General features: G+C 67.3%; 15 protein-coding genes and 1 pseudogene. 7 read left to right on the forward strand and 9 right to left on the reverse strand.

Going from position 1 to position 10,759, the window contains the following annotated elements; genetic code table 11:
* The 3 genes and pseudogenes from C1I93_RS23630 to C1I93_RS23640 form a co-directional block, all read right to left on the reverse strand.
* Positions 1-544: pseudogene (locus C1I93_RS23630) on the reverse strand (pectate lyase); the annotation flags it as partial.
* Positions 545-755: 211 nt separating this feature from the next.
* On the reverse strand, positions 756-1,361 hold the full coding sequence (locus C1I93_RS23635) for a YdeI/OmpD-associated family protein (protein WP_111245488.1): 606 nt from the start codon (positions 1,359-1,361) through the stop codon (positions 756-758).
* Between the two features lie 68 nt (positions 1,362-1,429).
* Positions 1,430-1,909 (reverse strand): MarR family winged helix-turn-helix transcriptional regulator, encoded by a 480-nt coding sequence (locus C1I93_RS23640; RefSeq protein ID WP_223256725.1) that lies wholly within the window; start codon positions 1,907-1,909, stop codon positions 1,430-1,432.
* Between the two features lie 194 nt (positions 1,910-2,103).
* On the opposite strand from C1I93_RS23640, the gene C1I93_RS23645 reads away from it, so the two are divergent.
* Both C1I93_RS23645 and C1I93_RS23650 read left to right on the forward strand, forming a co-directional pair.
* A complete protein-coding gene (locus tag C1I93_RS23645) occupies positions 2,104-2,667 on the forward strand; it encodes an NADPH-dependent FMN reductase (RefSeq protein WP_111245498.1) in 564 nt (187 codons plus the stop codon).
* A gap of 84 nt (positions 2,668-2,751) precedes the next feature.
* Positions 2,752-3,633 (forward strand): pirin family protein, encoded by an 882-nt coding sequence (locus C1I93_RS23650; RefSeq protein ID WP_111245490.1) that lies wholly within the window; start codon positions 2,752-2,754, stop codon positions 3,631-3,633.
* 48 nt (positions 3,634-3,681) lie between these two features.
* On the opposite strand, the gene C1I93_RS23655 is transcribed toward C1I93_RS23650, so the two are convergent.
* Positions 3,682-4,044 carry a nuclear transport factor 2 family protein gene (locus tag C1I93_RS23655; RefSeq protein ID WP_111245491.1) on the reverse strand — a complete coding sequence of 121 codons (363 nt, stop codon included), beginning with the start codon at positions 4,042-4,044 and terminating at the stop codon, positions 3,682-3,684.
* Positions 4,045-4,307: 263 nt separating this feature from the next.
* Between C1I93_RS23655 and C1I93_RS23660 the strand changes: the two genes are divergently transcribed.
* The 3 genes from C1I93_RS23660 to C1I93_RS23670 are packed head-to-tail and all read left to right on the forward strand — an operon-like array spanning position 4,308 to position 5,736.
* Positions 4,308-4,682 carry an ArsR/SmtB family transcription factor gene (locus C1I93_RS23660; RefSeq protein WP_111245492.1) on the forward strand — a complete coding sequence of 125 codons (375 nt, stop codon included), beginning with the start codon at positions 4,308-4,310 and terminating at the stop codon, positions 4,680-4,682.
* Complete coding sequence (locus tag C1I93_RS23665; protein WP_111245493.1) at positions 4,679-5,185, forward strand: SRPBCC family protein; 507 nt, start codon at positions 4,679-4,681, stop codon at positions 5,183-5,185. Before C1I93_RS23660 ends, C1I93_RS23665 begins: the two co-directional genes overlap by 4 nt.
* On the forward strand, positions 5,173-5,736 hold the full coding sequence (locus C1I93_RS23670) for a dihydrofolate reductase family protein (RefSeq protein WP_111245494.1): 564 nt from the start codon (positions 5,173-5,175) through the stop codon (positions 5,734-5,736). Before C1I93_RS23665 ends, C1I93_RS23670 begins: the two co-directional genes overlap by 13 nt.
* A gap of 23 nt (positions 5,737-5,759) precedes the next feature.
* Here C1I93_RS23670 and C1I93_RS23675 read toward each other — a convergent pair whose 3' ends face one another.
* Together C1I93_RS23675 and C1I93_RS23680 are read right to left on the reverse strand one after the other, a co-directional pair.
* Positions 5,760-6,347: a GIY-YIG nuclease family protein gene (locus C1I93_RS23675; protein WP_223256726.1), complete on the reverse strand. Its 588-nt coding sequence runs from the start codon at positions 6,345-6,347 to the stop codon at positions 5,760-5,762.
* Between the two features lie 46 nt (positions 6,348-6,393).
* Complete coding sequence (locus C1I93_RS23680) at positions 6,394-7,155, reverse strand: S1 family peptidase (RefSeq protein WP_181445298.1); 762 nt, start codon at positions 7,153-7,155, stop codon at positions 6,394-6,396.
* A 358-nt stretch (positions 7,156-7,513) separates the two neighbouring features.
* Here C1I93_RS23680 and C1I93_RS23685 point away from each other — a divergent pair, with 358 nt between their 5' ends.
* A complete protein-coding gene (locus C1I93_RS23685; protein WP_212808698.1) occupies positions 7,514-8,281 on the forward strand; it encodes a RhiA family protein in 768 nt (255 codons plus the stop codon).
* A 55-nt stretch (positions 8,282-8,336) separates the two neighbouring features.
* Here the strand turns inward: C1I93_RS23685 and C1I93_RS23690 are convergent, their stop codons facing one another.
* The gene (locus C1I93_RS23690; RefSeq protein ID WP_111245497.1) at positions 8,337-8,783 is read right to left on the reverse strand and encodes a hypothetical protein; all 447 of its coding nucleotides are present in this window, start codon (positions 8,781-8,783) and stop codon (positions 8,337-8,339) included.
* 76 nt (positions 8,784-8,859) lie between these two features.
* Positions 8,860-9,366 carry a hypothetical protein gene (locus tag C1I93_RS31745; protein WP_223256727.1) on the reverse strand — a complete coding sequence of 169 codons (507 nt, stop codon included), beginning with the start codon at positions 9,364-9,366 and terminating at the stop codon, positions 8,860-8,862.
* Between the two features lie 268 nt (positions 9,367-9,634).
* Between C1I93_RS31745 and C1I93_RS23700 the strand changes: the two genes are divergently transcribed.
* Entirely contained in the window at positions 9,635-10,417 is a 783-nt protein-coding gene (locus C1I93_RS23700) for an SDR family NAD(P)-dependent oxidoreductase (RefSeq protein WP_111245501.1), read from the forward strand.
* Between the two features lie 108 nt (positions 10,418-10,525).
* On the opposite strand, the gene C1I93_RS32055 is transcribed toward C1I93_RS23700, so the two are convergent.
* On the reverse strand, positions 10,526-10,759 hold a 234-nt coding region (locus C1I93_RS32055; RefSeq protein WP_220039597.1), incomplete at its 5' end, for a hypothetical protein.

Consider the following 10,759-nt stretch of genomic DNA (forward strand, 5'->3'; position numbering starts at 1 on the left):
GCCCGGTCGTCGGCGGCGGGGTGGTGGGTCCGGGCGTCGCACCTGAGGCGTACGTCTCGAACTCGGCGATCCTCGGCGTGCCGGTCGCGCTGGTGATCTCGAAGTTGATCTTCTTGAGTGAGGTGGCGGGGAAGTTGATGACTCCGGCCCGGGTGCCGCTGGCCAGGGTGGCGCCGGTGTCGTTGTTCACCAGTCGCCAGGAGCCGACGGCCCCCACCGCGCCGGCTGCCTCCCGGATGTGCACCGAGGCCACAGTGGTGGCGGAGCCCCACTTGACCGAGATCCGGCCGGTCGACCCGGACGGCGACCAGTAGCTGGCCAGGTCGCCGTCGATCACGTTGCCGTAGCTGGTGCCGCTGGCCTTGCTGGAGCCGTCGGCGTCGGCCCCGAGACTGAGGTTCGTCGCGTTGACGCTCACCGACGCGGCGGCGAACCCGTCAGCCGCGCCCGATGCCTGGGACACCGGCATCGCCGCGGCCACGGCGGCCGCGGCGGCCACGGCGGTGCCGCCGGCGAGCAGCCTGTGTCGCACTGAGATTCTCACTGTCTGTCTCCTCGGGAGTGAGCACGGTGCGAGGCGTCTCCTGCACAGCTCGACACCGCAGAGTGGTTCGTGTCAACAGCCCGGACGTAGAGCGAAACATCGATGTAACACCAGGCTAGGAAAGCGCTTGCCGACAAAGCAAGCGTGGAGATGTGCAGGTTTGTTGCAGTGTGCGTTTCCCGCGGGCGTCAACCGCCGCCAACAACCCGGGTCACGGCGAGTGCGGCGGCTTGGCCTTCTGCGGGTAGATCGTCTCCTGCCGGGCCAGCATGGCGACGAACTCGCTGATCTTCCGCTCCCGGGTCTGCGCCCGTTTCACCGCGTTGACGCGGTGGATGAGGGCGAACCGGTTGGCCTTGGTGAGCACGTCGAACATGGCCTGGGCGGCGGGATCGGCGGCGATGGCGGCGAGCAGGTCAGGCGGCCCCTCGGCCGCCGAGGGCGGGGCGTAGGCCGCCGCCCACCGCCCGTCCGCCTTCGCGGCCTCCACCGCGGCGCGACCCGCGGGCTGCATCCGCCCCTGCACCTCCAGCCGGGCCACGTTCGCGACGTTCCGTTGCGACCAGGAACTGCGCGGTCGGCGCGGGGTGAACCGGATCCAGGAGGTCTCCTGATCCCGCTTCCGGGCCTGCCCGTCGATCCAGCCGAAGCAGAGCGCCTCGTCGACCGCCTGCTGCCAGGTGAGCGTGGTGACGGTGCCGCCCTTCCTGGTCAGGGCGAGCCAGACACCAGGCGATGTGGCGTGATGATCCGACAACCACACACGCAGCGCCTCGGCGTCCGCGACGACCAGCTCATCCAGTTCACCACTCCCCATGCCGGCAGGCTAACCACCACCTGTGACCGATTACCGGTGGTGCCTTCGCGTGCACGCGTGCGGTCGTTCTATCCGCCGCAGGCAGAGGTGTCGTGCTCGCTGTCGAGGTGGCCGGTGATGATCTCGGCGATGTCCCCGAGAGCGTCGAGCTGAGCGGGCGTGAGGAGATCGGCGAAGCAGTGTCGTACGGCGGCCACGTGCTGCGGTGCCGCGGCGTCGATGGCGGCGAGACCGGTGGCGGTGAGGACGATGTCGAATCCCCGCGCGTCGCCCGCGCTGGCGGCCCGCCGTACGGTACCGCGACGTTCCATTCGAGCGATCTGGTGCGAAAGTCGGCTACGTTCCCAACCGAGCAGCTTGCACAGATCCCGTGCGCGTAGCCGTCGGTCCGGAGCCTCGGAGACGGTGGCGAGGATCGCGTACTCGGCCTCGGTGAGACCGCTCTGGCGGGCGAGTTGCCGGGCGAGGTGGGCGGTGAGTTCGGCTCGCATGGCTTGGAAACCTCGCCAGGCCCGGTCCTCCCGGTCATTCAGCCATCGTGGGGTCACCCCTGCAGCCTAGGCTTTGTTGACGCATCACGAGAAGCCTCTACGCGCAGGCCGGCCTGGGTGACCCCACCCACAGCGGGCCCCTTTTGTTGACGTGTCACGCTAGCCCGACGTAGCTTTGTTGACATAACAACATCGGTGGCCCGCCGCGGCGCCGATCCTTCCTACCGAACCCGTGAAGCAAGGGGATGGACATGACCAAGATCGGGATCATCCTGGGCAGCACCCGTCCGAACCGCAACGGCGAGCAGGTCGCCAAGTGGGTGTACGACATCGCATCCCGACGGGCGGACGCCGAGTTCGAGCTGGTCGACCTCCGGGACTACCCGCTGCCGCACCTGGACGAGCCGGTGTCGGCGTCCTTCGGGCAGTACCAGCACGAACACACCAAGCAGTGGGCAGCCAAGATCGGCTCATTCGACGGCTTCATCATCGTGACCCCGGAGTACAACCACAGCACCTCGGGAGTGCTCAAGAACGCGATCGACTACCTCTTCGCCGAATGGAACAACAAGGCGGTCGGGTTCGTGTCCTACGGCGGCGCCGGCGGCGCGCGGGCCGCCGAACACCTGCGCCTGATCGCCGGCGAGCTGATGATGGCCGATGTGCGTCAGCAGGTGACGCTCTCCCTGGTGACCGAGTTCGAGAACTTCTCGGTCTTCAAGCCCGGCGAGTACAGCACCGGCGCGCTGCACACCCTGCTGGACCAGGTCGTGGCCTGGAGCACCGCCTTGGCGCCGTTGCGCGTCGCGGCCTGATCACTTTTCCCGTCCTGGTGTCGGCTGCCATTCTGCGGCGGCCAACACCACCGCTGGCACCCACGCGCGATCGGAGCCATCACCATGTCGATCACCTTCTCGCCGGTTGTGGCCGCAGAAGCACGCCAACTGCCCGGCTTCACCGCACTGCACTTCATCGACCTGGAGAAGTTGGGCATAGCGGCCTCGCCGCTGGCCGTCCTCGACGACTTCCGCGTCGGCGGACTCCCCTTCTCACCACATCCGCATGCCGGCTTCGCGGCCGTGACCTACGTGTTCGAGGACTCCCCGGGCGAGGTACGAAGCCGCGCCTCCTCCGGCGACGACATCACCGTCGGTCCCGGCGGGATCGTGTGGACCGACGCCGGTAGCGGCGTCGTACACGAGGAGGTCCCCGCCGTGCGTGGTCGCGAGCTGCACGGACTCCAACTCTTCGTCAACCTCAGCGCCCGGAACAAGTCGGCCCCGCCCCAGGTCCGAAGCCTGCAGGGTCACGAGGTTCCCCAATGGCACGGCCCGGACGGCGACGACCGGGTGCGGGTGGTCGTCGGCTCGTTCGAGGGTGTGTCGTCGCCGCTGATGCCCACCGAGCCGTTCACCATGCTCGACGCCCGGCTACGAAACGAGATCATTTTCGACCTTCCGCAAGCCCACAACGCGGTCGTGTACGTCCTCGCCGGGACGGTCGACGTCCAGGCCGGCAGCCTGACCCGGCAGGTCGACGCCAGCCACGCACTGGGCGTCGGTGGCGGTGACGGTGGCGCCCGGCTCACGATCGCGCCCCGGCAGAGCGCGCACCTGCTCATCCTCAGCGGCGCGGAGATCCGCGACCCGGTGGTGACCGCCGGCCCCTTCATCATGAACGACGCGACGCAGATCAGGGATGCCGCCAACCGCTACCAAGCAGGAGCGATGGGGCACCTGGCGCCGCTGGCCGAACTCGGCGAAGACGCGGCAACGAATTAGGCACTGGCCACCATCACACCCTGACAGCGGCGGCGGAGCGACCTCGCGTCACTCCCGGATCTCCATCTCCGCCACCGATCCGTGGTCGAGGTGGTACACGTGCGTGACGGTGTGGTCGGCGAGTTGCGCGCCGCTCTTGTCGTGGACCACCTGATGCACGGTGACGGCGACGCGGCCATCAGCCTCCACGGTGAACGCGGTGGGCGTGACGAAGGGCTCCAGTTGCTCCCACTGTCGACGCCAGTAGGCGCTCACCTGGTCATGGCCGTGGACGTGGCCTCCTTCCCAACCATTGGGCCAGGAGACATCAGGCGTCATGGCAGCCAGCAGGGTGGGAATGTCCCGTTCGTTGAAGGCGGCGTAGAGCTTCGTCAGCAGCGCCTGCGCGACGACGAGGTCCGGTGCACTCATCAGGTAAGCATTGTTGGCGGCCCGGTCCCGTGTCAGGCCACTTCGCGGTCAGCAGAACGGCGGCCGCACCCGACTCAGGCAGCGCAGCGTACGCCGATGATGCGGTTACCGGAGTGGCTGCCGGCGAGGTGAACCGGTGCCGCCCGGTCCCGTCGGTGTCGACGGGCAGAGCGGGCGGCGCCAGCCGGGGTGAGCGCATCCCGTTGACAACATCACTCACGCCTCCATACGCTTAACATGTTAGTTAAGTGAAGGGGGCTTCAGTGGCTGGCACCGACCAGCTCAGCGCGGTGTTCTCGGCGCTCGCCGACCCGACTCGACGGGCAATCCTCGCCGAGCTGGCCGAAGGCGACGCCACCGTCACCGAGCTCACCGCTCCGCTGTCCATCTCGATGCCTGCGGTGTCACGGCACCTGAAGGTGCTCGAACGCGCCGCGCTCATCTCGCGGTCACGGTCGGGCAAGTGGCGCGCGAGCCACCTGGAGGCTGCCCCACTGCGCGAGGCGGCCGACTGGATCGAGCGCTACCGGCGGTTCTGGGACTCATCCCTCACCCGCCTCGATGCCCACCTCGCCGCGATGCAGGCCACCGAACGGGCGTCGGACCAGATGACCGACGACACCAGGAAGCGGGAATGAACATCGAAACTCCGCAGCTCGTCATCTCTCGCGTGTTCGACGCGCCACGAGCGCTTGTCTACCGGGCCTTCACCGACCCCGACCACCTGGCGGCGTGGTGGGGCCCGACCGACAACTCCCTGCCCCGCGACGAGATCGAGTTCGACGTACGTCCCGGCGGCTACCAACGGTGGACGGAGGTCAATGCCGCCGACCCCGGCGTTCGCGTACGCATCCAGGTCGACCTCACCGACGTCGCCGACGGCGAACTGCTGGCAGGCGTCATGCACGTCAGTGGCCGGCTGCCGGAGGGCATCGGGCCGTTCGAGACGAGACTGCGGGTCGAGTTCCACGACGAAACCGGCGGGCGGACCCGGCTGGAGATCCGCCAGTGGCTGCCCGAGCACCTGACACACCCCAGCCAGGAGGGTTGGCGCCAGGCGTTCACCAAGCTGGACGCCACGTTGACGAGTCTCCAGGCCCGTGGGACTGATCATCGAAAGGCACGAGCATGGCCAAGCTGATCTACGTGACCAACATGTCGCTTGACGGCTACATCGAGGACGAGCGCGGCGTCTTCGCCTGGTGCCCACCCGACGACGAGGTATTCGTGTTCACCACGAACCTGGTCCGCTCGGTCGGCACCTTCCTCTACGGACGACGGTTGTACGAATCGATGGCGGTCTGGGAAACCGATCCCGGTCTGGCCGCCCAGTCCGAGCTCATGGCGGACTTCGCCAACGTCTGGCAGACGGCGAGCAAGGTCGTCTACTCCACGACCCTCGCTACGGTGTCAACCGCCGACACCCGACTCGAACGCCAATTCGACCCCGCCGCGATACGCCACCTGAAGGCGACAGCCGGCAGCGATCTCACCATTGGCGGCGCCGACCTCGCGGCACAGGCTTTCAAGGCCGGGCTGGTCGACGAGTGCCAGCTGCTCATCTGGCCCGTTGTCGTCGGCGGGGGCAAGCCAGGACTGCCGACCGGCGTACGCACCGACCTTGAGCTCCTCGACGAGCGCCGCTTCGGAAACGGCGTCGTACACCTCCGCTACCGTCCCCTCGGACGTTGACGGCCAGCCACCCGCAGTGACAGTTACGGCGTTCGCGGAGAATCGCTGGGGCGGCTGCTGGCGTCGTACGATTTCTTGGCGGCGACCACGGCCGCCTGGACATGCTCGGGGTCGACGCCGTGCACGTTGAGCGGCGGGTGCAGACGCCGGACAAGTTCGGTCTCGATGGTCGCCGGTTCCGCGTCCTGGGCCCAGGTCAAGCGCAGGTGCGTGTGCATCCACCTGGTCAGCCGCGCCTCATCCTCGCCGACCAGGACGACCCGGTCGGTCCAGGTCGTCCGGTATCCCTCGGACACCAGCAGCCCGGCCAGGGTACGCCGCAGGGTCGAACTGCCCGAACGCCGCAGATGGTTGCGCAGGATCCGGCCCCGCAGGCTGGTCGCCCGTCCGACGTACAGCAGCCGTAGCGACGGGATGCTGTCGTTCGGCGGCCCGGGGAGGTGGGGAAGGATCGAGGGAGCCGCCCACCAGGCGTAGACCCCGCTGCCCCGGCTGAGCCGCTTGACCGCGACGTCGAGTTCGATCGGCACGCCGGAGAGCAGACGCAGGGCTTCGCCGACCCGGGCCTCGTCGGTCGGGACGTCGTCGGGTCGTCGTTCGGGAATAGTCATCGAGACCATGGTAGGTCCCGCGCGGATCATGGCCGGCGGCCGAGGATCAGCCGGCGCGTGAGAGCAGTTGGTCGGCGGCGCGCTTGATGCTCTCGCTGAAGTAGGCGACGTCGGTGTAGTTGGGGGTCGGCTCCTCGCCGACGTCCCAGTCACAGTCCGAGCCGGCGCTCACGATGCCGACCTGCTCCCAGGTGCCGTTGGGAAGCCGGTGCAGGGCTGGTCCACCGGAGTCGCCGGGGCAGTGACTCTTCTGGTCCACCGACTTTCCGCAGATCGTCGACCTCGGGTACTCGGGATGCTCATCCCACCAGGGGTCGTCGAAGCACTCGTCGTCCGGCAGGAACGGCAGCTTCACCTTGTGGAGAAAACGTTCCTGGGGGCCGCCGAACTTCTTCGTGCCCCAGCCGGTCACGGTAAACGTTCGCAGCTGTCGAGGCTCGCTGGCAAACCGGAGGACGGGCAGGTCGAGCGGCTGCTCCAGCTTCACCACCGCCCAGTCCGCGCCGTTCCACCACTCGGCTCCGCCGATGTGGGCGGTGGATCTGGTGGCCGTCCGGTGTGGGGACCCGAGGTCGACGGTGCCGGAGACGACGGTGAAGCTGTCGCCGGGCTGCTCATCGACGCAGTGCTGGGCGGTGAGCACCAGTTGCGGGTGAATGAGAGTTCCGCCGCAACCCACCGGCAGGAGCCGGACCATCCACGGGAACTCACCTGCCGCGACCCGTTCGCCGCCGCTGATGGCGGCGGCCGGAGCGGCCGTGACCAGTGTGGCGGCCAACGTCATCACCACGATCAGAGGTCGTTTCAAGCGCATCTGACACCCTTCGAAGGACTACCGGTACGGAGGTAGAACGGAACCGGCGGGCGTTTTCGTTGCATCCGGGGGGGGGATCAGCCGAGCGGCACCGATCCGACTTGACACAGCACCACTGGGAACCTTCCGCTGCATACCGCGTAAACCGGCCAATCTGGCCGCGGCAAGTTGCGCCGAGCGGGAGTTGAACCGCGCCACAAAGGGCTCTTGCATTCGTACGGAGCTCACACCTAAGATATTGACGCTCTTAGATTTTATTGATCGAAATGAAGATCCCTTTATTCGAAACCTTGGCGCCACCGCTCCTATTCGCGGGGTGCCGGCAGGGGCATTGCGCGAGCAAGGAGAAGCGATGAGAGAGATCAGAATCAGTCGACGAGGTGGGCTTGCCGCGCTGGGCGCAGGCGTGGGCGCGGCGCTATTCGGCACAAGCCTCGCCGACCAGGCAAGGGCGGCATCGCGCGGGGCACCAAACCTCGACAGCCAGCCAAAGAAGGACGCCGTCGACTACAGCATCACGATTTCGAACGCCTCCGCCCTGGACGGCATGAATGCCATCCTCTTCCAGGAGAACCCCGTGCTTCCAAGTGACGCGGTCACGCTCGCCTGGATGTCGAAGATGTGCCACCCGTCGACAACCATCGAATACGACTGGAGCATCGACTACAACTTCGTCTGGGGACAGGTCGGAACACTCGTCCCCGGAACACAGTTCGTGGCAGGTCAGATCCTTACGGCGGACCTGACCCAGAACAACCTGGTCACCCTCTCCTACGTCGACGGCGGTTTCGAATTCGGGCCGACCAGTTCCTCTGGAAAGAATGGAAGCCTGATAATCAAGGAGGACGGAACCGTCCCCGGTCCGGGCAACGAAGACCAGGGAAGTGTGGGCATCGGCATGTCGGGAGCCGGCACGTTCGTCGTGCCGACGCTGACGAACGCCGGGGTCGAGTTCGACCCCAAACCCACCTACTGGGTCGCCTTCGGAAGCTTCGCGAGCAGCGAGGTGATGGATGTCTCCGAACTCACCCAACCGGCCCAGGTGTCGTACCCCGACGGGATGACCAGCGCGAAGGCCATCTTCGACGGCAAGGGATGGAGTATCACCTACGGCAATTAGCGGCAGCCGCCGCGTGCGAGGCGATCTCGGGCGGCGCAGCGCCGGGGTGGCCGGTTCATGCCGTTCGGTAGTACGTGTCGAGGAATGCCGCGTACCGATCGGCGGCGTACGAATCCTCCACCCATGCGATCTCCTCGAGGATCTGTCGGGCCTCATCGGTGGCCAGGGTCGCGAGATACGCCTTCGTCCTGGCCACGCCCGCCCCCAACATGAGTTCCGCATCGACGGCGCCGGTCGCGTCCATGCTGCTACGGCGGGCACGATGAACCAGCAACACGTCCTCGACGGCGCCGGCATGCCAGAGCTGGACGGCGCAGATCCGCATCAGCTGCGTATTGCCCGGGATGGTGCCCCGTCCCGCGTACGTGTCCGCCTCGCGCCGGGTCTCACGCATGAGCACATCCCGAACGATCGGGACCTGGTCGGGGGCGACATGCAGCCCGTAGGTGGCCAGATGCTGGTCGGCATCCCGCTCGTACTGATCATGAATGTCCATCCCCATGCGCCCTGTGTAGCAGGAGCCGGGTCCTCAAGACCATCGGCTTCGCCCTGGCCATCGGCGGCTTCGGCGTTGGCCGTCAATCGCGGGTCAGCCCCGGTGGCAGCGCATCCTCGTCAGGTCGAACCTGGCGGGCGTTGACCAGAGGATTCCGTTCGAGGGTGTGGATCAGTGGTTCCGGGCCGCCGACGCAGGTCCAGGTGTCGTCCCAGAGGGCCGAGACCAGCCAGGATCGGTCGGCGGGAAAGAACAAGTCGGGAAGGGCACCGTACGCGTCACGCATGTGACCACCGGTACGCCAGGTGAGGGCTTGCTCGGGGCCGGCCTCGACCAGCACGTACGGCCAGTCCCAGTAGAGCGACACCCTCGGTGCGTGCGGGAAGACGACGTCGTGGGCGCCGGTGTCGAGGTAAGCCAGCCACCATGGTTGCCCAGTGGTGTGCCTGCTGAGCTCCTCGACCAGGGCGTGCTCGTAGGCGGCGGTGCCGTCGTCGGCCTGGTACGTGGTGGCGTAGGCGTCGAAGATGTGGGGAATGGCAGTGGTTATCGAGACGCCGGCAGTGGTGTGACCAGCGATCCAATCCACGTCAGCGGCGGTACCGATGCGCCAGCTCCGCCCGTCTCTGCTTACCTGCACACCGCTATTCAACCGGATGCCGATTCGATCAGCGGCGAGATGCCTCGGCTGAGCGTCCGGTTAACCGCCCAGACGGCGGTCGAAGGCGAGATGCCTGACGTTCCGGGGCGGCTCGACCAGGAACGCACCGATCTCCGGCGGCAGGAGACGCAAGCCGAACAAATCACGGCCCGGAACAGCTCGTGCAGAATGGCGGCAAAACTCTGGAGGAGTGGTGATGCGGCGATTCGAGGGCAAGGTCGCACTCGTCACGGCGGCGGCGCAGGGCATCGGGCGGGCCGTCGTACGCCGGATCGCCGCCGAGGGCGGCGCGGTGGTCGTCACGGACCTACGGGAGGACTCCGCCGCAGCGCTTGCCGAGGAGATCGGCGCGGAGCACGCGCTCGGCGTCAAGGTCGATGTCACCGCACGCGCCGACATCGATGCCGCAGTCGCCGCGGCGGTCGAGCGGTTCGGCCGGCTCGACCTGGTGGTGAACAACGCGGGCGGCTGCATCGTCAACTCGATGCCCGAGGACACCTCAGCCGAGGACTGGCACCGCCAGCTCGACTTCACCCTCGTCAGCGCCGCCCGCTGCATTCAGGCGGCCATCCCACACCTGGTGCGGACTCGCGGCAATGTAGTCACGATCAGCTCGGTGAACGGCATCGCGGCCTTCGGCAACGTGGAGTACGCCGCGGCGAAAGCCGGCCAGATCGCGATGTCGCAGAACTACGCCGCCCGGTACGGTCCGCTTGGCGTGCGCTTCAACGTGGTCGCCCCCGGCACCGTCCGGACACCGAATTGGGACTCCCAGCCGGACGCGCTGGAGAAGCTCAAGCCGATGTACCCGCTCGGTCGCATCGGCGAGCCAGCGGACATCGCCGCAGCGGTCGCCTTCCTCGGCTCTGACGATGCCGCATGGATCACCGGACACACCCTGCCCGTAGAGGGTGGCGTAATGACCGGCCCCAGCCCGCTCGACCTGAGTCCGCCTGACACACTCCACAAAGGCTTCTAGCAACCAGGGCCCTGATCGCTCGACGCCAGTGCGCCCTGCACCGACATGCACCCGGCGCGGTGACGCGGCATGGCTGCCATCGACCGTTGACTCAAGCCAACCCCACACTCAAAGGTCGGTGATGCTGCCGTTGACGGCGAAGGCAGCCACGGCGGCCAGCAGCCTGTTCAGGAAATCGTCCAGGTTCTTGGAGACGACGGTGACGCCGTAGTCGGTGTCCCGCACCGGGTTTGATGGAGACATCGAAACCTGGGAGGAACACCAGCGATGCCCGCACCGAAGAAGTACAACGATGAGCTGCGTGAGCGTGCGACCCGGTTGGCGGTCGAGGCCCGCCGGGAC

The organism is Micromonospora endophytica (assembly GCF_003236305.1).
In the GTDB taxonomy this organism is placed as follows: Bacteria; Actinomycetota; Actinomycetes; order Mycobacteriales; family Micromonosporaceae; genus Micromonospora; species Micromonospora endophytica.

Excerpts from the sequence above, each read along its gene's own strand:
- C1I93_RS23675 (WP_223256726.1), bottom strand. The coding sequence starts at position 6,347 with ATGACTATTCCCGAACGACGACCCGACGACGTCCCGACCGACGAGGCC.
- C1I93_RS23655 (WP_111245491.1), bottom strand. The coding sequence starts at position 4,044 with ATGAGTGCACCGGACCTCGTCGTCGCGCAGGCGCTGCTGACGAAGCTC.
- C1I93_RS23645 (WP_111245498.1), top strand. The coding sequence starts at position 2,104 with ATGACCAAGATCGGGATCATCCTGGGCAGCACCCGTCCGAACCGCAAC.
- C1I93_RS23650 (WP_111245490.1), top strand. The coding sequence starts at position 2,752 with ATGTCGATCACCTTCTCGCCGGTTGTGGCCGCAGAAGCACGCCAACTG.
- C1I93_RS23665 (WP_111245493.1), top strand. The coding sequence starts at position 4,679 with ATGAACATCGAAACTCCGCAGCTCGTCATCTCTCGCGTGTTCGACGCG.
- C1I93_RS23670 (WP_111245494.1), top strand. The coding sequence starts at position 5,173 with ATGGCCAAGCTGATCTACGTGACCAACATGTCGCTTGACGGCTACATC.
- C1I93_RS23690 (WP_111245497.1), bottom strand. The coding sequence starts at position 8,783 with ATGGGGATGGACATTCATGATCAGTACGAGCGGGATGCCGACCAGCAT.
- C1I93_RS23685 (WP_212808698.1), top strand. The coding sequence starts at position 7,514 with ATGAGAGAGATCAGAATCAGTCGACGAGGTGGGCTTGCCGCGCTGGGC.
- C1I93_RS23700 (WP_111245501.1), top strand. The coding sequence starts at position 9,635 with ATGCGGCGATTCGAGGGCAAGGTCGCACTCGTCACGGCGGCGGCGCAG.
- C1I93_RS23635 (WP_111245488.1), bottom strand. The coding sequence starts at position 1,361 with ATGGGGAGTGGTGAACTGGATGAGCTGGTCGTCGCGGACGCCGAGGCG.